The organism is Kluyvera sp. 1366, assembly GCF_054823405.1.
This window is the reverse complement of the sequence record NZ_JBTRDW010000002.1, coordinates 629,156-654,722: the sequence shown is the minus strand read 5'-3', so window position 1 is coordinate 654,722 and position 25,567 is coordinate 629,156. Positions and strand designations below refer to the sequence as shown.

The following is a 25,567-nucleotide window of genomic DNA, read 5'->3' as shown; positions in this document are numbered from 1 at the left end:
GAGAAGGCTGGGGTGAGGGCCAGCGTGGAAAGGAGGTGAAGATGCAACGCTCAGAAGTGAATGCGATCCTACAACGCACCCGCGAATTCTTTATGCGTCAGGATGTGCATCTGCCGCCGTGGGCCGATTACGGCCTCAGCCAGTGGCGCGCGCTCGATAAACATGACGCCGATGAACTGCTGGCGCTGCATCTTGGCTGGGATGTCACCAGCTTCGGCGCTGACGATTTCAATCAAACCGGTTTAACCCTGTTCACACTGCGCAACGGTTCGCGGGGTGGCCAGCCGTGGGCCAAACCTTATGCCGAAAAAATCATGCATGTGCGCGAAGGGCAGGTCACGCCGCTGCATTATCACCCGCAAAAGATGGAAGACATTATCAATCGCGGCGGCGGCAATCTGATCGTCACGCTGCATAACCGTGCGGGCAATCAGCTGGCTGATACGGCGGTTAACGTCACACTCGATGGCATCCGCCAAACCCACGCCGCCGGTTCGCAGCTGCGTTTATCGCCGGGCGAAAGCGTTACCTTGTTGCCGGGCATCTGGCACAGCTTTTGGGGCGAAGAGGGCTACGGCGATGTGCTGGTGGGTGAAGTCTCGATGCCCAATGACGACGAACATGACAATGTGTTTCTCACGCCGCTGGCGCGCTTCAATCCGCTGGATGAAGATGAAGCACCGCGCTGGCTGCTGTGTAACGAATATCACCGCTGGCTGGCCTAAAGGAGCCTGATATGGCACTGATTTCACTGGCGCAGGGTTTGGCCCATGCGCAACAGAACGGCTACGCGCTTGGCGCGTTTAACGTCCTCGACACCCATTTCCTGCGCGCGCTCTATCAGGCCGCTGAGCGGCAGCGCTCGCCGTTTATTATCAGCATCGCTGAAGTGCATTTTAAGTATGTCAGCCTCGAGCATTTGGTCGCCGCGGTGCGCACCGAAGCGGCGCTGCACGCTATTCCGGTGGTGCTGCATCTCGATCATGGCCTGCATTTTGAGGCGGTGATGCAGGCGATTCGCCTTGGCTTCACCTCGGTCATGTTCGATGGCTCGACGCTCAGCTATGAGGAGAACGTGCGCCAGACGCGCGAGGTGGTGAAGATGTGTCACGCGCTCGGCGTGTCGGTGGAGGCCGAACTCGGTGCGGTGGGCGGCGATGAAGGCGGTGCGCTGTTTGGCGAGGCCGACAGCGATAAATTTACCGATCCGGCGCAGGCCGCTGATTTTGTGCACTCCACCGGCATTGATTGCCTGGCGGTGGCGATTGGCAATGCGCACGGCAAATACAAAGGCGAACCCAAACTCGACTTCGACCGGCTGGCAGCGATTCGCTCGACGGCCGGCATTCCGCTGGTGCTGCATGGCGGTTCCGGCATTAGCGACGCGGATTTCCGCCGCGCCGTCAGCCTTGGCATCAACAAAATCAATTTCTATACCGGCATGTCGCAGGCGGCGCTCGGGGCGATTGAAGCGCAGATCGCCCAACGCGATGCGCGCTACGACGCCTTTGCTGAGTTGTTGATGGCGGTAGAGCGCGACATCGCCAACGTGGTGGCGCAGCAGATGCAGGTATTCGGCAGCGCCGGGAGGGCATAATCGCATGGTGCGTAACGGAATCATCGGTGCCGGCAGCATGCTGGTGGATCACGTGCAGCGCATCAGCCATTGGCCGGAACAAGGCTGGCTAACCGAGATTCAGCACAGCGAGAAGTGCAGCGGCGGCGCGGCGCTCAATGTGCTGTTTACGCTGGCGCGCATGCAGCTGAATCTGCCGCTGGCGGGCGTCGGCATAGTAGGCGAGGACAGCGACGGCGATTACATCCTGCAACTGCTGGATGAGCATCACATTGACCGCCAGTTTGTGCAGCGCATCGCAAGCATCAATACGGCGATGACGCAGGTGATGACCACGCCGGATGGCCAGCGCACCTTCTTCCATGCGCGCGGCGCCAATGGCAAGCTCGATCTGGCGCACTTCGCCGACGTCTTCACGTCCCATCGCATCTTCCATCTCGGGTATTTACTGCTGCTGGATAGCCTTGATGTGCCGGACGATCAATACGGCACGCGCAGCGCACGGCTGCTGGCGCAGATGCAGCAGCGCGGCTATCTCACCTCCCTCGATTTGGTGTCGCGCGTGGGCGAATATCGACCGCTGGTGGTGCCTGCGCTGCGCTGGCTCGATTATCTGGTGATCAACGAACTGGAGGCGCAATCACTCACCGGCATCAGTTTGCGCACGCCGCACGGGCTTGCCGCCCCCGAAGCTTTTGCCGAGGCGGCGACCTGGCTAATGCAGCAAGGCGTACGTCAGCGGGTGGTGATCCACGCACCCGAAGGCGCGTGGGGCCAGCAAGCGGACGGCGAAGAGCGGTGGCAACCGGCGTGGTGCTTAGCGCCAGAAGAGATCGTTGGCAGCGTGGGGGCAGGCGATGCGTTTTGCGCCGGTGTGCTCTATGCCAGCCATGAAGGCTGGTCGCTGACGGAAACGCTGAAGCTGGCGCACACCTGCGCCTGTTTTAATCTGCATGCCGCCAACGCGCTGGACGGCACGCGGCCATTAGCCGAGATGCAGCGCTGGATGGATCAGGCGATTTGCGTTTCGCGTGCCGAAGAGGCAGGACGCATCACGTCGGCGGAGAAAACATAGCCGAGACCGCGAATGGTGCGGATCAGGCTCGGTTGATGCGGATTGATTTCTATCTTGCGTCGAAGCCGCATAATCAGTACATCAATAGTGCGATCAAACACCTCAAGGCTTTCGCTGTGCGTCAGTTCGAGCAGTTGATCGCGGGTTAATACTTTGCGCGCATGCGCCACCAGTGCGCGCAGCAGCGTGTATTCACCTTGCGTTAGCGGCACGCTTTCACGCTGCGGATTGAACAGTTGGCAGCGCGCATCGTCGAGGCGCCAGCCGTTAAATTGCCAACCTTCATCTGCTAACGCTTCCGGCTGCGCCAGCCGTCCGCAGCGTCGCAGCGCCGCGCGTGCCCGAGCCACTACCACGCGCGGATTGAACGGTTTAGCGATGTAATCATCCGCGCCCATCTCCAGCCCCACCACCATATCCGCTTCCGAACCCATGCCGGTCAACATGATCACTAGCAGATCGGGACGCTGCCGCTGCATCTGTTGCAGCACCAGCAAGCCGTTGGTGTCTGGCAGCATCATATCCAGCATCACCAGTGAAATTTCCGGGTGTAGCGTGAGCAGGGCTAGCGCATCTTTACCCTGATGGCAGCAATAAACGGTAAATACATGTTCATTCAACACATCGTGCAGCAATTCGCACACTGCACGATCATCATCGACCACCAGAATCGCGGGCTTCATGGATGCGCCTCTTTTGTTACGAAAGGGTTAAAAGCAGTGTAACCCGATGTTTTTTACCTGCTGATTAAGGCAACAGAAACGTGAGCGCCATCGCCTGGCAGAGTGCGGAAGCGTGCAGTGCCGCACTCTTTTTGCCAAACCATCGTCAGGTAGGAAAACGATTGCGCGGCGCTGGTGCAATGCACCATAATCGCGCCTCATTCTGGTTCAGAATAATCTTAGCCGCAGCCGCAAATGAAAACGTAATCGATTGCGTAGGGGAGTGGCATAGCTATTGCTATATGGACAGGGGAAAGCGCAAGGTTTCACAACCTGTTGTCCAGTTTGCTTCGCTTTCAAAACAACAATAAGCATGTAAACCACATTGGCAAGGAGCGCGCGCATTCGTGCCGACTCCGCTCATGAGAGATGATGATGTTAGAAAAACTCTTCAAACTAAAAGCGCACAACACCACGGTTCGCACCGAAATCATTGCGGGTATCACCACCTTCCTGGCAATGGCTTACATCCTGTTTGTTAACCCGAGCATTCTCGGCGCAACCGGCATGGATAAAGGTGCGGTCTTCGTGGCGACCTGTCTGGCGGCGGCGATTGGCTGTGTGTTAATGGGCCTGATCGCTAACTATCCGATTGCACTTGCACCGGGCATGGGCCTCAACGCCTTCTTCACCTACACCGTGGTGCTGCATATGGGTTACACCTGGCAAGTCGCGCTGGGCGCGGTGTTCTTGTCGGCGGTGATCTTCTTCGCCATGTCGCTTTTCAAAATTCGTGAGTGGATTATTAACAGCATTCCGCTGCCGCTGCGTGCCGGTATTGGTGCCGGTATCGGTCTGTTCCTGGCGATTATCGCGCTGGAAGGCGCGGGTATCGTGGTGGATAACCCAGCAACGCTGGTTGGCCTGGGCGACCTGACTAAACCGGGTCCGCTGCTGGCGCTGCTCGGCTTCTTCATCATTGTGGTGCTGGAAGCGCGTCGCGTTACCGGTGCGGTGCTGATCGGCATTCTGGTGGTGACCTTCATTTCTATGGGCATTGGCCTGACGCCGTTTGGTGGCGTGTTCTCCGCTCCGCCCTCTATCGCGCCAACCTTTATGCAGCTGGATATCGCCGGTGCCTTTAACGTCGGTTTGGTGAGCGTAATCTTCGCCTTCCTGTTCGTGGACGTGTTCGATAACACCGGCACCTTGCTGGGTGTGACCAAGCGCGCCGGTCTGGCAGATGAGCAGGGCAACGTGCCGAAAATGGGCCGTGCGTTGATTGCAGATAGCGCCGCCGCGCTGTTCGGCTCGCTGCTTGGTACTTCGACCACCACCAGCTATGTGGAATCTGCTGCCGGCGTCAGCGCCGGTGGCCGCACCGGCCTGACGGCGATTGTGGTGGCGATTCTGTTCCTGCTGAGCCTGTTCTTCTCGCCGCTCGCGGGCAGCGTACCGATTTATGCCACCGCGCCAGCACTGCTGTTTGTTGCGGTGCTGATGGCATCTGGCCTGGCGGATATTGACTGGAAAGACATCACCACCGCCGCGCCGGTAACCGTGACTGCGCTGACCATGCCGCTGACCTACTCGATCGCTAACGGTATTGCGTTCGGCTTCATCACCTGGACGGTGGTGAAACTGCTGAGCGGCCGCACCAAAGAGGTCAACCCGGCGCTGATCATTCTGTCGATTCTGTTTGTCATCAAACTGGGCTGGCTGAGCGCGTAAATCTCACTTAACGGAAGCCCGCTCGGGCTTCCGTGTCTGCTGTTGCATTCCTTCGCTTATTTTCTGCGAGACACCTCGCAATCCTTTTTGATGCTCACTTTCCTTCCATCTCAAAACGGCCCAGGCTGTGCGTGTTGTTTAAACCTGCCCGCAAAAAATGTGCTGCGAATGGCGGGATCGTGGAATGTTAACGCTGCGCAAATCTGTTTCACTAACGGTGTGGTGGAAAGATTGAGCAGCGCGATGGAAGAGGATTCGGTGATGGATTACCCCATTAGTACGGCAACTCGTGTGTTCCCACCGCGTATTTTTGACGTTGGTAACAAAGGAGATCATCAAATGGAACAACTCACCAAACGGGTTGAACAGCTGGAAAAAACCACGCAGCAGATTCAGACGGATGTTGCTGTGCTAACGGCGCGTTCAGAACATTTTGCTACTAAAGCGGATATCGAAAAGGTCAGGGCTGAGCAGGGTGTCATGCGGGTAGAGATTTTGGGTGAGCTGGGGGCGCTTGAACAACGTATCGATAAAAAGTTAGAGCGGATGGAGGATCAACTCAACCCGAAGTTCGACAAAATTGATCTAATATTTGAAAGAATTGACCAAAGATTTGAAAGAATTGACCAAAGATTTAACCAGCTGGAGGATAAAATATCTGCCTTCAATAACAGCATAACCTGGAAAATCATGATCCCGACCGGCCTTCTGGTGCTGGCGTGGTTTGTGCAGAATATCGTTTTGAAAATGTCATGACGCGCTTTACTGCACGGTTCCGGCCCTTCATGGGCCGGAACTCATCATGATTACCTAAACGGCGGCTCGTTAAAGGTTCTCAGCTTCCTCGAATGCAGCTTGTCGCCTTCAGCTCGCAGCAGTTCTACCGCGCAGATGCCAATCTGCAGGTGCTCAGAGATTGCGCCCTCATAGAAGCGGTTTGCCTGGCCCGGTAGCTTGATCTCGCCATGCAGCGGTTTATCGGATACGCACAGCAAGGTGCCGTAAGGCACGCGGAAGCGGTAACCCTGCGCGGCGATGGTGGCGCTCTCCATATCAACCGCAACGGCGCGGCTCAGGTTGAAGCGCAGCGCCGAAGCGGAGTAGCGCAGCTCCCAGTTACGGTCATCGGTGGTGACCACGGTGCCGGTGCGCAGGCGCTGTTTAACTTCTTCGCCGGGCATGCCGCTGACCGCTTTGGTGGCGTCATACAGTGCGCGCTGCACTTCGGCGATGCTGGGGATTGGGATATCTGGCGGCAGTACGCTATCCAGTACGTGGTCGTCGCGCAGGTAGGCATGCGCCAGCACATAGTCGCCGATGGTCTGGCTTTCGCGCAGTCCACCGCAGTGGCCAATCATCAGCCAGGCGTGCGGACGAATCACCGCCAGGTGGTCACAGATGGTTTTGGCATTGGATGGCCCCACGCCGATGTTCACCAGCGTAATGCCGCGACGATTCGGTGATGTCAGGTGCCATGCCGGCATTTGGTGCTTCTTCCACGCCAGATCGGACATCATCGCCGTCGGGTCTTGCGTATCGGCGGTGATCACCACTTCACCGGCGCAGGCCAGGCTGTCGTAAGGCGTGGTGGGATCCTGCACCTGCTCAATCGCCCAGCGCACGAACTCATCGACGTAGCGCGTGTAGTTGGTAAACAGCACGAACGGCTGAAAGTGCTCTACGCTCGTGCCGGTGTAGTGGCGCAGGCGTGCCAGTGAGAAATCGGTGCGCAGGGCGTCAAAGTGCGACAGCGGGAAAATCGCATTGGCGTGGAACAGGCCGTCGGCGGTTTCATCACCGATTTGCGACAGTTCGGTGGTGGGGAAATGGCGTGCGATGCTGGCGCTCATTGAGCGGTCCAGTGACAAGCCGTCAATCACATAAGGATAAGGAATTTCCTGCTGCGAAGGCGCGACCTCAATCAGTACGTCGTACTCCTTCTCCAGCATCTGCAGCTGCTCGCTGAGATAGTGGCGCAGCAGCGCCGGGCGCGTGATGGTGGTGCTGTAGCTGCCGGTATGGGTAAAACGTCCCCACGCGCGGGTGCGATTTTGCTGCGGACCTTCACCCAGCCAGGTGATGCGCAGCTGCGGATAAACAAACAGCCCTTGCTGACGCGCGGCCTCATCCGGCAACTGTCCGGTGGCAGTGAAATCGCGAATGGCGTTGCGCAGCGCGTCAACGGCTGCATCGTACAGGCGTTCTAGTTCGTCCAGCGCTTGCTGGCTGCTCAATCCGTTCCGTTGTGTATTCATGGGTTCTCCTTCAGAAACATGGACCGTTTTCACCAGAGCATAGCGGATAAACCCTTCGCTACGATGAAGAATCTGTGATCGACCGCATTCTGCACCATCACGGTGCTGGTGCGTGGCGTAACCGCGGCTATGTTTATGATCAGCAGGGATGTTACATCGCGTGTCTCCTGTTCTGGAGCGATGCCCGAGTAATAAATCGTCCACCTTCGCGGTATTGGCGAGCTTATTGCTTAGTTTTCAACCGTGGCCTTAATGAATCCATCCGGTTCTAAAAGCAGGTTGCCATAAATGGCGACTCTTCGGGTGTTGGAGGCCGCACTCTGTTCTGCCGAAGTTTCAGAAATTGATTTCTCCCAGGCCGTGTTATGGCTCAGTTCCTGACCCGTTGAGGATTGAAAGCATGTCTTTGAAATTCATAAAACACCCAATGAATGTGGCGATTGCAGGTTGTTTAAGCGTGGCCTTTTACGCTCAGGCAGATATTAAAATTGGTGTGGCGGGTCCGTTCTCTGGGCCTAATGCGACGTACGGCGCGCAATACTGGAAAGGCGCAAGCCAGGCCGCGGAGGATATCAATGCGTCAGGCGGCATCAACGGCGAGAAAATCGTGCTGGTGCAGGGCGACGACGCGTGTGAACCGAAGCAGGCGGTATCCGTCGCTAACCGACTGGTCGATCAGGATAAAGTGATGGCGGTGGTCGGCCACTTCTGCTCCTCATCCACCATGCCCGCCTCGGAAGTCTATGATGAGGCCGGCGTTTTAGCGATCACGCCCGGATCCACCAACCCAAAAATTACCGAACGCGGCATGAAAACCCTATTCCGCATGTGTGGTCGTGATGACCAGCAAGGCGCCATCGCCGCGGATTACATCATCGACAAGCTGAAAGCGAAGAAAGTGGTCATCATTCATGACAAAGACACTTACGGCCAGGGTTTGGCGGATGCCACCAAAGCCTCACTTGAAAAGCGCGGCGTGAAAGAAGTGCTGTATGAAGGGTTGTCGCGCGGCGAGAAAGATTTTAATGCGCTGGTAACCAAGATCGGCGCGCTGAAACCGGACGTGGTCTATTTCGGCGGCTGTCATCCGGAAGCCGGTCCGCTGGTGCGTCAGATGCGTGAGCAGGGCGTTAATGCGGCTTTCTTCTCCGGTGACTGCATTGTGACGGAAGAGATGGTGACGGCAGCAGGCGGCCCGCAATACACCAAAGGCGTCTACATGACCTTCGGCAACGATCCGCGCACCATCGCCGATGGCAAAGCGGTTATCGACAAATTCCGCGCCGGCGGATTTGAGCCAGAAGGTTACACCCTGTATGCCTACGCCTCCGTGCAGACGCTGGCCGCCGCTTACAAAGCAGCCGGTAAAGACAACGCCAAGGCCAGCGACTGGCTGAAAGCCAACAGCGTCGATACCGTCATGGGCAAAAAAGCCTGGGACAGTAAAGGCGATCTCAAGGTGTCGGATTACGTCGTGTATCAATGGGACGACAAAGGCAAGTATCACCAGCTGTAATGTGCCACGCGGCCCCGTACAGTGCGGGGCCATTCGCGATTGAGCGCGAGGTGTGCGCTCCCATTGAGTACGAGACGACATTATGGACGCCTTTTTCTTACAGCAGCTGATCAACGGTTTAACGCTCGGTGCCGTGTATGGCCTGATCGCCATCGGTTACACCATGGTTTACGGCATTATCGGCATGATCAACTTCGCCCACGGCGAGGTGTATATGATCTCCGCCTATCTGTGTGCCATTGGCTTATCGCTACTCAGCTTTTTTGGCATTCACTCCTTCCCGCTACTGATATTCGGCACCTTAATCTTCACCATTATCGTCACCTCGGCTTACGGCTGGGCGATTGAGCGCATCGCCTATCGACCGCTGCGCAACTCGACGCGCCTTGCGCCGCTGATTTCAGCGATCGGCATGTCACTGATTTTGCAGAACTATGTGCAACTCAGTCAGGGGCCAAATCAGCAGGGCATTCCGACGTTGCTGACCGGCGTGTTGCGCATGGAATTTGATGGTGGCGTGGTGCAAATCACCTGGACCAAAATCTTCATCCTGATCGCGGCGTTTTGCGGCATGGCGCTGCTGACCTGGATTATCCAGTACACCAAACTCGGGCGTATTTGCCGTGCAGTGCAGCAGGATCGGCGCATGGCTTCCATTCTCGGCATCAATACCGATCGCGTTATCTCGCTGGTGTTTGTGATTGGTGCGGCGATGGCGGGATTAGCTGGCGTGCTGGTGACCATGAATTACGGCACCTTTGATTTTTACGCCGGATTTATCATTGGCATCAAAGCGTTCACCGCCGCAGTGCTCGGCGGCATCGGTTCACTGCCGGGCGCGATGCTTGGCGGATTATTGCTGGGCGTCGCGGAAGCGCAGTTCGCCGGGATGGTGAATTCTGACTATAAAGATGTGTTCTCGTTTTCGCTGCTGGTGGTGATTTTGATCTTCCGCCCGCAAGGACTGCTGGGACGACCGCTGGTCGCTAAAGTGTGAGGAAGCCCCGATGAATGCAATGACGCAAAATCCTGTGCGCCAGGCGCTGCTCGATACGCTGCTGGCGGGGTTAGTAGCGCTGGTGGTATTTGGTCCGATTGTTGGCGTGGTGCTCGACGGTTACAGCTTCAAACTGTCGCCACAGCGCGTGGCGCTGCTGGTGGCGGTGGTGATGGCGGGGCGTTTGCTGTTCAGTTTGTTTCTGCACGCGCCTGTTGGTCAGCGCATCATGCGCAAGTTTGCCAGCAGCGATGACGGGGTTTACGTGCGCGAGCCCGGCTATCGTTCGCGTTTGCGCTGGATATTGCCGCTGCTGCTGATCGTGGCGCTGGCCTTTCCGTTTCTCTCCAGTAAATATCTGCTGACGGTGGCGATTCTCGGCCTGATTTATGTGCTGCTCGGGTTGGGCTTGAATATTGTGGTTGGGCTCGCCGGATTACTTGATCTCGGCTACGTGGCTTTTTATGCCATCGGTGCGTACGGCCTGGCGCTTGGCTATCAATATCTCGGATTGGGTTTCTGGAGCATGCTGCCGCTGGCGGCGCTGCTGGCCGCTTTTGCTGGCGCGCTGCTCGGGTTCCCGGTGCTGCGCATGCACGGCGATTATCTGGCGATCGTTACGCTCGGCTTTGGTGAAATCATTCGTCTGGTGCTGACCAATTGGGTCGCCTTTACCGGCGGCCCGAACGGGGTTTCCGTGCCGTCGCCGACCTTCTTTGGCCTCGAGTTTGCCCGCCGCGCGCGCGATGGCGGCGTGCCGTATCACGAGTTTCTGCACGTCACTTACAACCCGAATATGAAATTTATCTTTATCTATGTTGTGCTGGTTCTGGTGGTGTTGCTGGTGCTGTGGATCAAGCATCGCCTGACGCGTATGCCGATTGGCCGCGCCTGGGAAGCGCTGCGTGAAGATGAGATTGCCTGCCGCGCGATGGGGCTTAACCATGTGTTGGTGAAGCTTTCAGCCTTTATGTTGGGCGCGTCAACGGCGGGCATCGCCGGGGTGTTTTTTGCCAGCTATCAGGGCTTCGTTAATCCCACCTCGTTTACCTTTTTTGAGTCAGCGCTGATTCTCGCCATTGTGGTGCTTGGTGGGATGGGATCGACGCTCGGCGTGGTGCTGGCAGCGTTTGTGCTGACGGTGGCACCGGAACTGCTGCGCAGCTTTGCCGAATACCGCGTGCTGCTGTTCGGCATGCTAATGGTGCTGATGATGATCTGGCGGCCACGTGGGCTGGTGCGCACCGCACGCGTTGGCGTGCCGCTGCGAAAAGGAGTGCGCCATGAGTGATGCCATCCTGCAAGTGGACAACCTGATGATGCGCTTTGGCGGCATCAAGGCGCTGAATGACGTCAGCCTGGCGGTGGAGCGCGGTTCGGTGACCTCATTAATTGGTCCTAACGGCGCGGGTAAAACCACGGTGTTCAACTGCCTGACCGGTTTTTATCGCGCCAGCGGCGGACGCATTGTGCTCAACGCCAATCAGCGCAGCACCGATGTGATTCAGGTGTTGGGGCAAAAAATTCACGCAGGTGACTGGATCAATCCTACACGGCTCGGCTCGCGGCTCTGGTATAAGATGTTTGGCGGCGCGCATCTGGTGAACCGCGCCGGGCTGGCGCGTACCTTTCAAAATATCCGGCTGTTCCGCGAAATGTCGGTGATTGAGAATCTGCTGGTGGCACAGCATATGCAGGTCAATCGTCAGCTGCTGGCGGGCGTGCTGAACACACGCGGCTACCGCGAAGCAGAAAATCGCGCGCTGGATCGCGCTTTTTACTGGCTGGAGAACGTCGATTTGGTCGCCAGCGCCAACCGCCTGGCGGGCACGCTCTCTTACGGTCAGCAACGGCGGCTGGAGATCGCGCGCGCCATGTGTACGCGACCGGAACTGATTTGTCTGGATGAACCGGCGGCTGGGCTGAATCCGGTGGAAACCGAGGCGTTGAGCGCGATTTTACATCGTCTGCGCGCCGACCATCGCATCAGCGTGTTGCTGATTGAACACGACATGCCAATGGTGATGCGCATTTCCGATCACATCGTAGTGCTCGATCATGGCGATGTGATTGCCCAGGGCACGCCGCAGCAAATTCGACACGATCCCAAAGTGATTGCCGCCTATCTCGGCGCAGAAGAGGAGAGCGATCATGGCTGAACCGATGCTGGCTTTTGAGCAAGTCGATGTGTTTTACGGTCCTTTGCAGGCGTTGAAACAGGTGTCGTTGACGGTGAATCAGGGCGAAACCGTGGCGCTGATTGGTGCTAACGGCGCGGGAAAATCCACGCTGCTGATGTCGATCTTTGGTCAGCCGCGCATTGCCAGCGGCGAGATACGTTTGCGCGGCGAAGCGATCAGCCAGCGTTCGACGCACTTCATCGCCGCCAGCGGCATTGCGCAGGCTCCGGAAGGACGACGCATCTTTCCTGATATGACGGTGGAAGAGAACCTGCTGATGGGCACCATCGCTATCGGCGAACGTTTTGTTAAACAGGACAAAGATCGCATGTATCAGCTGTTTCCGCGCCTGCTGGAGCGGCGTAAGCAGCGCGCCATGACGCTCTCCGGCGGCGAGCAGCAGATGCTGGCGATTGCCCGCGCGCTGATGAGTCGACCTAAACTGTTGCTGCTCGACGAACCCAGTCTTGGCCTCGCGCCGATCGTGGTGAAGCAGATCTTTGGCATTCTGCGCGAGTTGACCCAGCAAGGCATGACGCTGTTTCTGGTGGAGCAGAATGCCCGCCATGCATTGCAGCTAGCCGATCGCGGCTATGTGATGGTGAACGGTGAGATTCGCCTGAGCGGCAGCGGCGCAGAGCTGCTCAATAATGACGACGTGCGCAGCGCCTATTTGGGCGGCGCAGCCGATCCTGCGGTGGTGGCGACAAAAAGTTTGTAATAATGATTAAATGGTGAGGGGAAACACTTTGCATAATTCTTAGTGGCCTATCATCATTATTACTCTTCTTCCTCTCCAAAGTGATTTGGTAATCCCTTGCAAAATCCTGGCGTAGCAGTGATGCGGGCGGTCAGAAACACGGCGTGGTATCCCAAGCGCCGCGCTTACCGTACGTTGTTCTGGCGAGAAATCACCCCATTAGCCGTGCCCATCTTTATCGAAAACCTCTGCGTGATGCTGATGGGCGTCCTCAGTACCTTTTTGGTGAGCTGGCTGGGTAAAGAAGCGATGGCGGGCGTCGGTTTGGCCGACAGCTTCAACATGGTGATCATCTCCTTCTTTGCCGCCATCGATCTCGGCACCACGGTGGTGGTGGCGTTCAGCCTGGCGAAACGCAACGGCAAACGGGCGCGAGCCGCCACCAGACAGTCGCTGGGATTGATGACCGCGCTGGCGTTTGTGCTGGTGATCGCCATCGAGTTTTGGGGGCATCTGATCATTGATGTGATTGCCGGCAGCGCCGATCCCAAAGTGAAAGAGCTGGCGCTGAGCTATCTGCAAACCTCGGCGTGGAGCTATCCTGCAGCGGCAATTGCGCTGATTGGCAGCGGCGCGCTGCGTGGCGCGGGCAATACTAAAATCCCGATGCTGATCAACGGCGGCATGAACATTCTCAACATCGTGATCAGTAGCGTGCTGATTTACGGCTGCCTCGGTTGGGAAGGTATGGGTTTTGTTGGTGCCGGATTGGGCTTAACCATTTCGCGCTATATTGGTGCGGCGGCGGCGATTTATGTGCTGTATCGCGGCATTACGCCAGCCCTGAAAATCTCCATCGCCAGCTATTTCCGGCGCTGGGATCGCAATATTCTGATGGAAGTGTTGGGCATTGGGGTGCCCGCCAGTATTGAATCGGTGCTGTTTAACGGCGGTAAGCTGCTGACGCAGATTTTTGTTGCTGGCATGGGTACCAATGAGATCGCCGGTAACTTTATCGCCTTCTCGATTGCTTCGCTGATTAACCTGCCGGGTAATGCGCTGGGTTCGGCGTCGACCATTATTACCGGCCGCAGGCTGGGGCTGAATCAGGTGATGCAGGCTGAACGCCAAATCAAACACGTGTTCTGGCTGGCGATGATTGGATTATGTTCGCTGGCGCTGATCACCGTGCCGCTTGCCGGAACACTCGCGCAGTTTTACAGCCGCGATCCGGAAGTCATTTCAGTTACCAAGCATTTGATTTGGCTGAATGCCGCCTTTATGCCGATCTGGACCGCTTCATGGGTGCTACCCGCCAGCCTGAAAGGCGCGCGCGATGCGCGTTACACCATGTATGTGTCAATGTTTAGCATGTGGGGCGCCCGCGTCGTAGCAGGTTATTTCCTTGGGATTGTGTTGGGAATGGGCGTGATAGGCGTGTGGCTCGGCATGTTCCTCGACTGGACGGTGCGCGGCGTATTTTTCTGGTGGCGACTCAACAGCGGCAAATGGCTGAACAATTACCGCAAGATGATGGCGAAGAGCAGTGGATAGGGCATTGGCTGGTGCCCATTGTGGGCTCTACGTATATGCATTAATTGGCAATGAAGCGCACAACTAATCGGTTTGGTTATAGGAGAGAATACGGTTTACTGTCAGCGTCAATCATTTGTGGAGAAGCTGACAATGAAACACCTCTTGCAGCAGTGGTTTAACCAACTGATCAATGGCGAGACTGGACCCGCAGAAGAGCGCGAATTCGATCTCAGTAATCATATCGACCTGCTGATTCCCATCAGCCAGCTGTACGGTGTTGAGTTCCATCCTTCGGTGTATCGTTACTATGAGAGATGAGCGCCTGCACCATGTGATTCGCTACAGCTACTGGAATGAGCTGTGCGCTGTTGAATAAAGAACCCGCTTTAGCCAGCGGGTTTTTTTATGCCTGAAATTTGACCCTTCATTCAAAAAAATTCATCATATTTTTACACTCTCTATCAATTGTCTTGATTCCGTAATTTTCTCGTAAAGAAATGTATTCCTAACTCGCGGCGTGCGTGTAAGATAGAAAAGTAAATGATAACCATTGGCGTTATCATTTAGGTGTCACGCCAGCTCAACGCCTTGCCGCCGGAATGCTTCTGCGCCAGGCCATCCGCTGATGTGATGTGCGCGTCAATCATTACAAGAAACTCACTCCCTTAAAAATGGATAAAAATCGCAACCTGCCGTTTGGCAGCTTCAATTCGTTGACCCTTTTCACCGGGCTTTGCATTGGTATTTCTCCTGCTGCCGCATTAGCGGCAGAAAATGCCAACAAAAAATCTGACGATACCTTAGTGGTTGAAGCGCATACGCCATCGCTGTATGCCCCCAACGCATCTGCCGATCCGAAATTCAATCGTCCGCTGGTGGATACCACCCGCACCATGACGGTGATTCCGGATCAGGTGATTAAAGATCAGGGCGTAACCAATCTTACCGACGCGCTGAAAAACGTGCCGGGCGTGGGCGCGTTCTATGCGGGGGAAAACGGCAGTTCTACTACCGGTGATGCGGTGTATATGCGCGGCATTGATACCTCCAACAGCATTTACGTTGATGGTATTCGCGATATTGGTAGCGTGACGCGCGATACCTTCAACACTCAGCAGGTTGAAGTGATTAAAGGGCCATCGGGCACCGATTACGGACGCAGCGCGCCGTCAGGTTCGATTAATATGATCAGCAAACAGCCGCGCCTCGATAGCGGGCTCGACGCCTCAGTCAGCGTTGGCAGCGCGTGGATGCGTCGCGGCACGCTGGATTACAACCAGGCGATCAACGACAACGCCGCGTTCCGCCTCAATCTGATGGGTGAGAAAACTCACGATGCGGCGCGTGATAACGTGCAGAACGAGCGTTATGGCGTGGCGCCATCGCTGGCGTTGGGTCTGGATACTGCAACGCGCTTGTACCTCAACTATCTGCATGTGCATCAAAACAATACGCCCGATGGCGGCATTCCAACCATTGGCCTGCCGGGCTATTCGGCGCCGAATGCGGCGACATCGGCACTGAACAATTCTGGCAAAGTCGCGACCAGTAACTATTACGGCACCGATTCTGACTTTGATAAATCGACCACCGACAGCGCCACCATACGCTTCGAGCACGATATCAACGACAGCACCACCATCCGCAACACCACGCGTTGGTCACGGGTGAAGCAGGAATATCTGCTGACGGCGGTGATGGGCGGCGCCACCAATATCACTGCGCCAAACCGGAACGATGTGAATAGCTGGAGCTGGTCGCGCCTGGCGAACACCAAAGACATCAGCAACCGCATTCTCTCCAACCAGACCAACATCACCTCGAAGTTTTACACCGGTGCGGTTGGGCACGATGTCAGCGCGGGCGTGGAGTTTACGCGTGAAAATCAAACCAACTACGGCGTCAATGCGATCACCCCGCCATCGGTTAATATTTACCATCCTATCAGCAGCATTTCGGTGGGTGGATTGGACAGGAATGGTGCCAATGCTAACGGGCAAACCGATACCGCAGGCATTTACGCCTTTGATACGCTCGCGATTACCAACAGTTTTGAGCTGAACGGCGGCATTCGTCTCGATAACTATCACACCGAGTATGACAGCGCGACCGCCTGTGGCGGCACCGGACGCGGTGCGTTGACGTGCCCAGTTGGCGTGCCGCGCAATACGCCGGTTACTACCGTGGATACCGCGAAATCGGGCAATCTTGTGAACTGGAAAGCCGGTGCGCTTTATCGTCTGACCGAGCAGGGCAACGTCTATGTTAACTATGCCATTTCTCAGCAACCGCCAGGTGGCAGCAGCTTTGCACTGGCCGCAGGTGGCACCGGCAACAGCGCCAACCGCACCGACTTCAAACCGCAGAAAGCCAAGTCCAGCGAAGTGGGCACCAAATGGCAGGTGCTGGATAAACGTCTGTTGCTGAATGCGGCGCTGTTCCGTACCGATATTGAAAATGAAGTCACCGCTAACGACGACGGCACCTATTCGCAAGCCGGTAAAAAACGTGTGGAAGGTTATGAGCTCTCAGCCACCGGTAACATCACGCCAGATTGGGAAGTGATCGCCGGCTATACCCTGCAGCATGCGTCAGTGACCGAAGGGGATAGCGTATCGCAGGATGGATCTTCTGCGCTGGCTTACACGCCGAAGCACGCCTTTACGCTGTGGACCAACTATCAGGCAACCGATGCGATTTCAGTCGGTGCCGGTGCGCGTTATGTGGGCAGCCTGCGTCGCGGCAGCGATGGTGCGGTCGGTACGCCGGATCACACCGAAGGTTATTGGGTCGCCGATGCCAAATTGGGCTACAAGGTGAACAACAACCTCGATCTGCAACTCAACGTGTACAACCTGTTTGATACCAACTATGTTGCGTCAATCAATAAGAGCGGTTATCGCTACCATCCAGGCGAGCCACGGACTTTCCTGCTGACGGCAAACGTGCATTTCTAAGTTAACGTCGTGGGGCGTGCGCGCCCCACAATTTTTGAGAGAACAACGCGATGATGTATCACATTCCTGCTGTACTGACGCCGGAAGAGGTAGCGAGTTTTAGCACGCTGCTGCAACAGGCCGAATGGATCGACGGAAGGGCGACGGTCGGCAGCCAGGGCGCGACGGTGAAAAACAATCAGCAGATCGATACCCGCACGCCACTGTACGATCAGCTGCAAACCGCGGTGATGCAGGCGCTGAACAACAACCCGCTGTTCTTTTCCGCTGCATTACCACGATCGATTTCCACACCGCTGTTTAACCGTTATGAGCAGGGCGAAACCTACGGTTTTCATGTCGATGGCGCGGTACGCCATAACGGCGCGGCGGGCTGGATGCGAACCGATCTCTCCGCCACGCTGTTCCTCAGCGAACCTGAAAGCTACCAAGGTGGCGAGTTGGTGATTGAAGACACGTATGGTCAGCACAAGGTGAAACTGCCAGCGGGCCATCTGGTGCTGTATCCGTCGAGCAGCCTGCATTGCGTCACGCCGGTTACCCAGGGTGCGCGCGTCGCTTCATTCCTGTGGATTCAGTCGATGGTGCGCGACGATAAACAGCGCGCCATGCTGTTCGAGCTGGATCGCAATATTCAAAGCCTCAAAGCGCGTCACGGTGATAGCCCAGAGCTGTTGTCGCTGCTGAACATGTATCACAACCTGCTGCGCGGCTGGACGGAAGTGTAAAAGCAAAAAGCCCGCTTAGTTTCCTAAGCGGGCTTCTCTAAATATGGCTCCTCTGACTGGACTCGAACCAGTGACATACGGATTAACAGTCCGCCGTTCTACCGACTGAACTACAGAGGAATCGTGTGAACGAGGCGAATATTAATGGCGCCCCTTGCAGGTGTCAACAGCTTAAAACACATTTGTATTCAACTGGCTAGCATTAGTACAAAGCGATCGCGATTTAAGCAGGTTCTGCTGTTAGCATCGCCAATCGCGCCAGGGGATCCTGACGATAGAACTGCTGCAGATGGCGATACATCGCCGGGAAACGGTTAGCCAGTAAATCCGGTGCGCTGAAGAAATACTCCGACAGCACCGCAAAACATTCAGCCGCATCGCTGGCGGCGTAAGGATCGATGGTCGCCGCCTGTTCACCGACTAACTCAACTTCCGCTTCAATCTCCGCCATTGCCTGCAGCAGGTCTTTCTCCCAGCTGGCGACATCGCGCAGCGCCATCACCGGAATGCCGCTGGTATAGCCGCTGCCGCGCGCATCAAGTTTATGCGCCACTTCGTGGATCACCAGGTTAAAACCGGAGAGATCGAGCGAATCCTGAATATCCAGCGCATTTAACACCACCGGACCTTGCGTCCAGCTTTGTCCAGCGTGCACCGCCGGCGCGTGATGTACCAGGCCGTTATCATCTTCCCAGCGATCGTCGACATTGAAAGGTTCAGGATAGATCAGCACTTCATGAAAGCCATCAAGCCATTCGAGACCGAGCTTCAACACTGGCAAACAGAATAGCAGCGCCAGACGCGTCAGTAACAGTTCATCGAGTTGCAGGCCTTGCAGCGGCGAGATTTTTTTCTGCTGCAGGAAGCGTTGCGCCAGCGTAACCAACGCGGTTTTTTCATCAGGATCGAGCAGTGAAAAGATCGGCTGCGCCAGCGCCTGTTGCCAGGGTAGCGCCAGTACTGAAGTCTCTATTTGCGCATGCCACGGCCATTTGAACATTGCCTCACTCACTCTTCAGACGAAAACAGTATCCTGGCGCGGCAAAGGGGAAATTACCAGCGCGTAATCAAAGCCGAAGATTCAACCAGTTAATGGGGGATTTGTCTGTGATTGGCGTGGCAAAGCGGGAAAGTAAGTTTGCCCTCACCCCAACCCTCACACGCAGGCGTGAGAGGGAGCTTACTGTGCAAATCTTCACGTGCTCCCCAAACTTCTACATCGCTAAAAACGGTTCCCTCGCCCGCTTGCGGGAGAGGGTTAAGGGGAGGAGACGTTTTATCGTTCAACCCGCTGGAACGCGATCACCCAAACCCACGGGTTCACTTCCCAGCTGGTGGCGCCGTACTGTTTCTGCCACGCTTTGCGGTACGCTTCTTTTGGCGATTCGGAATTCATATTCATGGTGAAAAAGTTATTCAGGAAGTGCGAATCGGTCTGCACGCCTTCCGCCATGATGTCATCTTCACTAATGTCCTGAATCTTCTCGGCTCGCACCGAGGTGATTTGCAGGTCGATGCGGCTGGCCCAGCGCGGCATGTGAATCGCGGTTTGCCAGCCAAACTGCTCGGCATTCTGCATATTCTCATCCAGCTGTCCTAATTCATTGCTGTCAGCGCGATATTGGCAGTAAGCCGCATTGCGGAACGGCAGTGGATCGCGTTCGTAATCCGCCAGCATCGCCTCCGGCACGATCGGGCCGCGCCAGGTTTCACGTACCCACAAACCATCGCCCGCCTGACCAAATGGGCAGTGCGAACTGACATCGGTCATCGACATCAATTTATAGCCGTGCAGATGATTGGCGCTGACATCAAATGCGTGTACCCCTTCATGATGATCCTGACCCGGACCAAAGGCTTGAGTTTTCATAATGCGCCGGGTCTGCGTTTGCTGGCCAACCAGCAGGGCGCGTACCCGCTGTTCGGAAAAAAGAATCGGCCGTTCTTTCATTGCATACCTCTTAATGTGTCACAAACCCGGAAACTGCGAAGAATCCCCTAACATCCGTAGATGTGAGAGCTAGCATAATGGGTTTGAATCAGTTTGCTTAATAATTTGTCGACTTAGTATCAGGCTATTCTGGCAATTTTAGATGTAAAAAATGGTTCATAAGCAAAATGTGTGCTGAAAAGGACTTTGCAAGGGATCAGAAGCCATAAATTTTCCAGATACAGTACGTTATAAAGGCCATTATGGGAACCTTTTCAGATTATGCCGTGTTGATCTGCCTCTAAGAAGCCCCATTTATCAGCACAGATAACTAGAATTTATCCCTAAAGCGAAATTTGTTGATGACGCGAATATATTAAACCTATTGAACAGAGTTATTTAACTAAAACGCACTAAGGAAATACCGAAATCGCAATGGCTGCTGTGCAAGCGGCGTTAACAGCGTTATAACAAGATCGGGATCTCATTTTTACGCCTGGCACCGCCTGGACGGATGTAAATAAAGTGTCATGACCAGGCCGCTATGATGTCCGCAGGAACGTAGATAACAGCAATAACAGGAGAAGCACGATGTCACTTACTCACTGGCAACAACGCTACGAGAATTGGCTGCAGCTCAACTGGCTGCACGACGACAAAGCCCACGATATCGCGCACCTGCGCCGCGTCTGGATGAGTGCTAAGCGCATCATGCAGCACAGTGACGCCGATCCTATGGTCGTGATGACCGCCTGCTATTTTCACGATGTGGTCAACCTGCCGAAAAACCATCCCGAACGTCATTTAGCGTCAACTTATGCCGCGCAAGAGACGCGCCGCATACTGCAGCAAGATTTCCCCGACTTCCCGTTCGAACGGCTGGATGCCGTTGCGCACGCGGTGCAGGCTCACAGCTTTAGTGCGCGTATCGCGCCGCAAACGCTGGAAGCGAAAATCGTGCAGGATGCCGATCGTCTCGAATCATTAGGTGCTATCGGCCTGGCGCGCGTTTTCTATACGGCGGGCGCGTTAGGTCGTCCGCTGTTTGATAGCGAAGATCCGTTAGGAAAGGATCGCGAACTGGATGATGTGAAGTGGACCTTGGATCACTTCCAGAAAAAGCTATTGGGTTTACCGCAAACCATGCAAACCGAAGCTGGACGCCTGTTGGCGGAACATAACGCCGATTTTCTCGTCCACTACATGGGCAAACTTTGCGCCGAGCTGCAGGGCAATTTGACCTCCATCGATGAGTCGGTGTTAAGAGATTTCAGCCCTATACACTCGTAATATTAAATTTTTATGACAGTCTGTTAAGTTTCATCTGCTTCCGCTACGTTGTTGTAAATCAAAAGGGAGTATGAAAATGACCGAGACAGTTAACTTAACCATCAAAATTGACCCGGCACTGAAAGAGCACATCAAACAGTTAGCCGCCGATAACCAAATCTCCATGAGTCAGGAGATCGTTAATCGCCTGCAGGCCAGTTTAGATGCGGGTGCGCAACCGGCCATTGACAGTCTGGATACTCAGGAAGCGGTGGAAGATCAGCTCTCCGCTGCGGAACTGAAGCAGATTCGTGCACTGCTGAAGAAAAGTAAGAAGAAGAAATAAGCAGAAAACCCGTCACTGACGGGTTTTTTTATGCCTGCAGATTAAATACGGAACTGCTGCGCGCGCTGCGCCAGGCGGTCCGATAAGGCGCGCAATTGCACTGCCGATTGCACCTGATGGGCGTTAAGCGCTTCGTTCTGCTGCAGCTGTCCGCTCATCTCCACCACTTCCAGCGCAATCTTTTTCACCCGATGACTCTGCGCAGCACTGTTGTGCTGTAGCTCGTTCAACTGCGTCACCACGCCAGACACCGCGCTGCTGATCTGCGCGAACAGCACCTCCAGCGCTTTCACCTTATCGAAGCCAGCATGCACATGTTGCTGCGTATGCTGAATCAATCCGTCAATCTGGCGCGTCGAGGCACCGCTTTGCTGCGAGAGCAAACCCATCTCTTTGGCGACCACCGAGAAGCTGCGGCCGTAAGCGCCGGCATGTGCCGACTCAATTGCGGCATTTAGCGATAACAAACGCGTCTGCATCGACAAGTCATCCAGCATGCCAACAATCCCGGCGATATCATCCGACGCGGTGACAATTTGCTGCATCTGGATTTCCATCTTATCGACTTCCAGTGCGCAGTTACGCATCAACGCATCGGCAGATTGCGCTTCCTGCGTCGCCTGCTGCGAGAACTGGGCACCAATCTCCACCTCTTCAGAAACGCGATCTAAGCGCTGCGACAGATGATGGAAGCTGGCATTTTGCTGCTGGTGTTGCTGCATCACTTTCTCATTGTGCTGCTGCATATCTTCTGCGCCGGCGGCCACGCTGACCGCCACCGTGTTGATGTCGCGCACAATCTGCTGCAAGCCGCGTCGCATGGTCTCAATTGACTGGAACAGCTGGCGCGTTTCCAGCGACTGACGACGCGGAAGGTTTTGCGCATCGACCAGATCACCGGTGGCGATCTGTTCCAGCTGCGCATTGGCGCGACGCAGCGGCAACAATACGCCGCGCATCAGCAGGCTGGAGGCCAGCACTAACAGCGCCATCAGCACCGCGCTGACCATCAGCGACAGATTGCGGCTCTGCTTCAACGTGCTGAGGGTGTTTTGATTCACGCTGCTGAGCTGCTGATTGGCCTGCTCGATTTCACTGAACCAGGCATCATTAAACTGCTGCTGAAATGCCTGCATCGGCACCATAAAAAAGGCGTTGATGTCGTTGGCCGCTAATCCTTTCAGCTGCTCCTGCAATCCTGCCGCTAGCATGGTAAAACCTTGCGCCAGCGGGCTATCCACATGGGCGTGGTAGGCGGCGAACTGTTGTTGCGCCTGTTTCAACGAGTCATCGGCTGCCGCCGCCAGACTTTTCCAGCTATCCACCGAGCCACTTTGTTGATCCTGCATCAGATAAATACCGGCGCGATGGCTGTTATCACTGGCGGTGAGCAGTTCGATGCGCGCTTTATCCAGCAGGGCCAGACGTTCGCGCAGTTGATTCGCCTGCTGCAACGAGGTTTGCGTCTGGTTAACGTGGGTATTCAGTAGCAGCACGCCGGCAAACTGCAGCAAGCAGAACAGCGCAATGAACAGCAAAAACTGGCTACGTAAACTGGTGAGCCACAGCGGAATACGCGGGGAGAACCGCGCGCGTAACCGCAACGGCAGAGTGATAACAGACAGAAGTGACATCACACGCCTCCAAAAAATAAAACAGGAGTATTGGCAGCACGCGTGACAGTTTGGTGACAGCGGGCGCGATTAGGCGGAAAACAGCATAAAGCGCGGCCCTAAATAAAATTGTGGTCCTGAATCGCTACGCCTTTTGCGCGGCGTACTGTTCAATCAGCGGCAATAACAGTTGCGCCACCGCAGCAAATACCGGCACCACCACCGAGTTGCCGAACTGTTTGTAGGCCTGCGTATCGGAAACCGGAATGCGCAGTTTGGCCTCGCCCGGCGCTTCAAAACCCATCAGGCGGGCACATTCTCGCGGGGTTAAACGACGCGGACGGCGCGCCATATTCTCCGCCTGCTGGAAATCCGCTTCGCCTTGCGCGTGGTCCCAGCCGCGATCGATGAGGATTTCCGAACCATCTTTGTAGTAGCGCGCCGATAAAGTACGCACGCAAATGTTCAGATTACGCGGATCGTTAAGGCCAAAGCCGAAGCCGTTACCTTTGGCTTTATGCTTTTTCGCGTATTGATACAGATAGTTCCACAGCGTTGGCGACAGCGTATATTTTGCTTCTGGCTCGGGTTCCAGCAGGCTGTGTAACGACGGCACCTTTTGCGGATAGAGCGCGGGCAGGGCGCGCAACGAAAAACCGTTACTGAGCCCGCTATCACGGCGAATGCCCACCAGCACGATGCGCTCACGATGCTGCGGCAGGAAATGGCGCGCATCGATAATTTTCGCATCCGGCAAACCACCGTCATTGGCATCGGCCACGTCATAACCGAGTTCATCCAGCGTGGCCATGATGATGGCGAAGGTGCGGCCTTTATCGTGACTCTTGAGGTTTTTCACGTTCTCCAGCACGAAGAACGGCGGCTTCTTGGCGGCGAGAATGCGCGCCACATCGAAGAACAGCGTGCCTTGCGCTTCGCACTCAAAACCGTGCGCGCGACCCAACGCATTCTTTTTGCTCACGCCCGCCAGCGAGAAGGGCTGGCAAGGAAAACCGGCCAGCAGCACCTGATGATCGGGAATGGTGCGATCGATATGCTGATAAATTGCCTGCTCATCGCTGATGCCCGCGGGCTGCGTTACCAGACGAATATCACTGTTGAAGTGGTGCAACTGTGGATCGCTATACAGATTGGCTTTATAGGTGCGCACCGCTTCTTTATTCCATTCGCTGGTGAACACGCATTGACCGCCAATCTGCTCGAAGCCACGGCGAATGCCGCCGATACCGGCAAACAGATCGACAAACTGGAATTTGGCGTCGTCATAGTGCGCCGGACGCTGCGGCAGCAAGGCCTGCAGGCTGGCCACTTCGCGGCTGGAGAGCGCCGGCGCGGCACTTTTACCGGCGCGGATGCGATTCAAACGCGGCACGCTCCAGTCGCGGCCACCGGCTTCAGTTAAGGTGATAACCACATCGCGTGCGGCATAGATATCGAGCACCTGCAGTAACAGCGACGTCGCGTCATCCTGATCGGCGGTTAACGGGGAGGGCGAGACGGGGTCGATAGCGAGCATGCGTTTTTCCTTAACAGTGAAGCGGCTATGCTAACACTCATCACGCAACGAGGAAATTGGCGTGCGGTGTGCTTTCGCTTTTGGCTTAAACCGCTAAAGTTGTAGAAGCGCTAATACAAGGAGACGCCATGGCAGACGTTCACTCGCAAGCCATTCGCAGCAAAAACATGCGCGCGATTCGCAATCAGGATACCGCGATTGAACAGCGTATTGCGTTGATTCTCAAAGATCGCGGCTTCACCTATCGCGTACAGGATAAAGCGCTACCGGGCCGCCCGGATTTTGTCCTGCCCGCCGAGAAAGCGATCATCTTTGTTCATGGCTGCTTCTGGCATCGTCATCACTGTTATTTATTCAAAATGCCGGCCACGCGCACCGAATTCTGGAGTGGCAAAATTAACAGTAACGTTGAGCGCGACCGACGTTACGTCGAACAACTGCGCGAAGGAGGTTGGAAAGTACTGATTGTTTGGGAGTGCGCGCTGCGCGGCAAACTGCAGCTGCAGGACAGCGCGCTGATTGAACGTTTAGAAGAGTGGCTGCTGGCCGCAACCGACAGCAGCGAAATCGACCATCAGGGCTTGCATCACTATCGCGTTGAATAGTGCGAGATTGTTGCTTTTAGCCGCTATAACAGTTTAGATCTCCCTTTTCTCTGGGACGCGGAATTGAGCCATGAGCAGCATCAAACTTACCGTTAAGCGCCTGTATCAACTCCGCGATGAGCGGATGGTGACAACCCAAGCCACGGCGCGCATTTATCTTGGCGACCGGCTGGTAGCCACCGAAGAGATCAGCGGCATGACGGAAAGTCCGGTGAGCAAGTATTTGCACGCCGGGGATCTGACGGGGCCGTTACGCGTCGAATGGGACTGTGCGGGCATCGCCGATATGTCAGTGACGGCGATTGAGCGTTGCCCCTGTTGTCAGGATCACGAACCTGAATAATAAGGAATACC

25 protein-coding genes and 1 tRNA gene are annotated in these 25,567 nt (G+C 55.7%); 19 read left to right on the top strand and 7 right to left on the bottom strand.

Annotated elements, in window-relative coordinates:
* Nucleotides 1-41: 41 nt before the first annotated feature.
* Genes ACVLVH_RS06630 through ACVLVH_RS06620 form a run of 3 tightly spaced genes read left to right on the top strand, consistent with a single transcriptional unit; the run spans nucleotide 42 to nucleotide 2,651 of the window.
* Entirely contained in the window at nucleotides 42-725 is a 684-nt protein-coding gene (locus ACVLVH_RS06630; protein ID WP_110868355.1) for a D-lyxose/D-mannose isomerase, read from the top strand.
* 11 nt (nucleotides 726-736) lie between these two features.
* Nucleotides 737-1,597, top strand: coding sequence for a ketose 1,6-bisphosphate aldolase (locus tag ACVLVH_RS06625; protein WP_192411582.1), 861 nt, complete (start codon nucleotides 737-739; stop codon nucleotides 1,595-1,597).
* Nucleotides 1,598-1,601: 4 nt separating this feature from the next.
* Nucleotides 1,602-2,651 (top strand): carbohydrate kinase family protein, encoded by a 1,050-nt coding sequence (locus tag ACVLVH_RS06620; protein WP_192411583.1) that lies wholly within the window; start codon nucleotides 1,602-1,604, stop codon nucleotides 2,649-2,651.
* Here the strand turns inward: ACVLVH_RS06620 and ACVLVH_RS06615 are convergent.
* Nucleotides 2,588-3,334 (bottom strand): response regulator, encoded by a 747-nt coding sequence (locus tag ACVLVH_RS06615; protein ID WP_101762804.1) that lies wholly within the window; start codon nucleotides 3,332-3,334, stop codon nucleotides 2,588-2,590. The genes ACVLVH_RS06620 and ACVLVH_RS06615 overlap by 64 nt on opposite strands.
* A gap of 80 nt (nucleotides 3,335-3,414) precedes the next feature.
* On the opposite strand from ACVLVH_RS06615, the gene ACVLVH_RS06610 reads away from it, so the two are divergent.
* From ACVLVH_RS06610 to ACVLVH_RS06600, 3 genes are all read left to right on the top strand, one after another.
* The gene (locus ACVLVH_RS06610; protein ID WP_137386057.1) at nucleotides 3,415-3,684 is read left to right on the top strand and encodes a hypothetical protein; all 270 of its coding nucleotides are present in this window, start codon (nucleotides 3,415-3,417) and stop codon (nucleotides 3,682-3,684) included.
* A gap of 61 nt (nucleotides 3,685-3,745) precedes the next feature.
* The gene (locus ACVLVH_RS06605) at nucleotides 3,746-5,044 is read left to right on the top strand and encodes an NCS2 family permease (RefSeq protein WP_218168305.1); all 1,299 of its coding nucleotides are present in this window, start codon (nucleotides 3,746-3,748) and stop codon (nucleotides 5,042-5,044) included.
* Nucleotides 5,045-5,212: 168 nt separating this feature from the next.
* Nucleotides 5,213-5,800: a hypothetical protein gene (locus tag ACVLVH_RS06600; protein ID WP_225614347.1), complete on the top strand. Its 588-nt coding sequence runs from the start codon at nucleotides 5,213-5,215 to the stop codon at nucleotides 5,798-5,800.
* Between the two features lie 50 nt (nucleotides 5,801-5,850).
* Here ACVLVH_RS06600 and ACVLVH_RS06595 read toward each other — a convergent pair whose 3' ends face one another.
* Nucleotides 5,851-7,299, bottom strand: coding sequence for an AMP nucleosidase (locus ACVLVH_RS06595; RefSeq protein ID WP_110868358.1), 1,449 nt, complete (start codon nucleotides 7,297-7,299; stop codon nucleotides 5,851-5,853).
* Between the two features lie 400 nt (nucleotides 7,300-7,699).
* On the opposite strand from ACVLVH_RS06595, the gene ACVLVH_RS06590 reads away from it, so the two are divergent.
* From ACVLVH_RS06590 to ybiX, 9 genes are all read left to right on the top strand, one after another.
* A complete protein-coding gene (locus ACVLVH_RS06590; RefSeq protein WP_498949018.1) occupies nucleotides 7,700-8,815 on the top strand; it encodes a branched-chain amino acid ABC transporter substrate-binding protein in 1,116 nt (371 codons plus the stop codon).
* Nucleotides 8,816-8,897: 82 nt separating this feature from the next.
* Entirely contained in the window at nucleotides 8,898-9,812 is a 915-nt protein-coding gene (locus ACVLVH_RS06585) for an ABC transporter permease subunit (RefSeq protein ID WP_008105462.1), read from the top strand.
* A gap of 10 nt (nucleotides 9,813-9,822) precedes the next feature.
* Nucleotides 9,823-11,103 (top strand): high-affinity branched-chain amino acid ABC transporter permease LivM, encoded by a 1,281-nt coding sequence (gene livM, locus ACVLVH_RS06580; protein WP_101762800.1) that lies wholly within the window; start codon nucleotides 9,823-9,825, stop codon nucleotides 11,101-11,103.
* On the top strand, nucleotides 11,096-11,971 hold the full coding sequence (locus ACVLVH_RS06575) for an ABC transporter ATP-binding protein (protein WP_137386054.1): 876 nt from the start codon (nucleotides 11,096-11,098) through the stop codon (nucleotides 11,969-11,971). The genes livM and ACVLVH_RS06575 overlap by 8 nt, the downstream gene beginning before the upstream one ends.
* Nucleotides 11,964-12,713 carry an ABC transporter ATP-binding protein gene (locus tag ACVLVH_RS06570; RefSeq protein ID WP_101762798.1) on the top strand — a complete coding sequence of 250 codons (750 nt, stop codon included), beginning with the start codon at nucleotides 11,964-11,966 and terminating at the stop codon, nucleotides 12,711-12,713. The genes ACVLVH_RS06575 and ACVLVH_RS06570 overlap by 8 nt, the downstream gene beginning before the upstream one ends.
* Nucleotides 12,714-12,833: 120 nt before the next feature.
* Nucleotides 12,834-14,246, top strand: coding sequence for an EmmdR/YeeO family multidrug/toxin efflux MATE transporter (locus ACVLVH_RS06565; RefSeq protein ID WP_498949015.1), 1,413 nt, complete (start codon nucleotides 12,834-12,836; stop codon nucleotides 14,244-14,246).
* A 132-nt stretch (nucleotides 14,247-14,378) separates the two neighbouring features.
* Complete coding sequence (locus tag ACVLVH_RS06560; RefSeq protein WP_167391193.1) at nucleotides 14,379-14,546, top strand: hypothetical protein; 168 nt, start codon at nucleotides 14,379-14,381, stop codon at nucleotides 14,544-14,546.
* A gap of 353 nt (nucleotides 14,547-14,899) precedes the next feature.
* Nucleotides 14,900-17,185 (top strand): catecholate siderophore receptor Fiu, encoded by a 2,286-nt coding sequence (locus tag ACVLVH_RS06555; protein ID WP_498949012.1) that lies wholly within the window; start codon nucleotides 14,900-14,902, stop codon nucleotides 17,183-17,185.
* A gap of 50 nt (nucleotides 17,186-17,235) precedes the next feature.
* Complete coding sequence (gene ybiX, locus ACVLVH_RS06550; RefSeq protein ID WP_222182793.1) at nucleotides 17,236-17,913, top strand: PKHD-type hydroxylase YbiX; 678 nt, start codon at nucleotides 17,236-17,238, stop codon at nucleotides 17,911-17,913.
* 44 nt (nucleotides 17,914-17,957) lie between these two features.
* Here the strand turns inward: ybiX and ACVLVH_RS06545 are convergent.
* The 3 genes from ACVLVH_RS06545 to ACVLVH_RS06535 all read right to left on the bottom strand — a co-directional run bounded on the left by ACVLVH_RS06545 (nucleotide 17,958) and on the right by ACVLVH_RS06535 (nucleotide 19,864).
* A tRNA-Asn gene (locus tag ACVLVH_RS06545) sits at nucleotides 17,958-18,033 on the bottom strand.
* Between the two features lie 103 nt (nucleotides 18,034-18,136).
* The gene (gene mtfA, locus ACVLVH_RS06540) at nucleotides 18,137-18,913 is read right to left on the bottom strand and encodes a DgsA anti-repressor MtfA (RefSeq protein WP_101762794.1); all 777 of its coding nucleotides are present in this window, start codon (nucleotides 18,911-18,913) and stop codon (nucleotides 18,137-18,139) included.
* 276 nt (nucleotides 18,914-19,189) lie between these two features.
* The gene (locus ACVLVH_RS06535; RefSeq protein WP_101763938.1) at nucleotides 19,190-19,864 is read right to left on the bottom strand and encodes an ASCH domain-containing protein; all 675 of its coding nucleotides are present in this window, start codon (nucleotides 19,862-19,864) and stop codon (nucleotides 19,190-19,192) included.
* 570 nt (nucleotides 19,865-20,434) lie between these two features.
* On the opposite strand from ACVLVH_RS06535, the gene ACVLVH_RS06530 reads away from it, so the two are divergent.
* Both ACVLVH_RS06530 and ACVLVH_RS06525 read left to right on the top strand, forming a co-directional pair.
* On the top strand, nucleotides 20,435-21,133 hold the full coding sequence (locus ACVLVH_RS06530; RefSeq protein ID WP_192411587.1) for a phosphohydrolase: 699 nt from the start codon (nucleotides 20,435-20,437) through the stop codon (nucleotides 21,131-21,133).
* A 76-nt stretch (nucleotides 21,134-21,209) separates the two neighbouring features.
* The gene (locus tag ACVLVH_RS06525) at nucleotides 21,210-21,458 is read left to right on the top strand and encodes a hypothetical protein (RefSeq protein ID WP_008105442.1); all 249 of its coding nucleotides are present in this window, start codon (nucleotides 21,210-21,212) and stop codon (nucleotides 21,456-21,458) included.
* 41 nt (nucleotides 21,459-21,499) lie between these two features.
* Here the strand turns inward: ACVLVH_RS06525 and ACVLVH_RS06520 are convergent, their stop codons facing one another.
* Nucleotides 21,500-23,092 carry a methyl-accepting chemotaxis protein gene (locus ACVLVH_RS06520; RefSeq protein ID WP_498949009.1) on the bottom strand — a complete coding sequence of 531 codons (1,593 nt, stop codon included), beginning with the start codon at nucleotides 23,090-23,092 and terminating at the stop codon, nucleotides 21,500-21,502.
* Between the two features lie 124 nt (nucleotides 23,093-23,216).
* Nucleotides 23,217-24,608, bottom strand: coding sequence for a DNA (cytosine-5-)-methyltransferase (gene dcm / locus ACVLVH_RS06515; protein ID WP_222233626.1), 1,392 nt, complete (start codon nucleotides 24,606-24,608; stop codon nucleotides 23,217-23,219).
* Between the two features lie 128 nt (nucleotides 24,609-24,736).
* On the opposite strand from dcm, the gene ACVLVH_RS06510 reads away from it, so the two are divergent.
* Both ACVLVH_RS06510 and ACVLVH_RS06505 read left to right on the top strand, forming a co-directional pair.
* Nucleotides 24,737-25,213, top strand: coding sequence for a very short patch repair endonuclease (locus ACVLVH_RS06510; protein ID WP_101763942.1), 477 nt, complete (start codon nucleotides 24,737-24,739; stop codon nucleotides 25,211-25,213).
* Between the two features lie 70 nt (nucleotides 25,214-25,283).
* Nucleotides 25,284-25,556: a hypothetical protein gene (locus ACVLVH_RS06505; protein WP_008105433.1), complete on the top strand. Its 273-nt coding sequence runs from the start codon at nucleotides 25,284-25,286 to the stop codon at nucleotides 25,554-25,556.
* Nucleotides 25,557-25,567 lie beyond the last annotated feature (11 nt).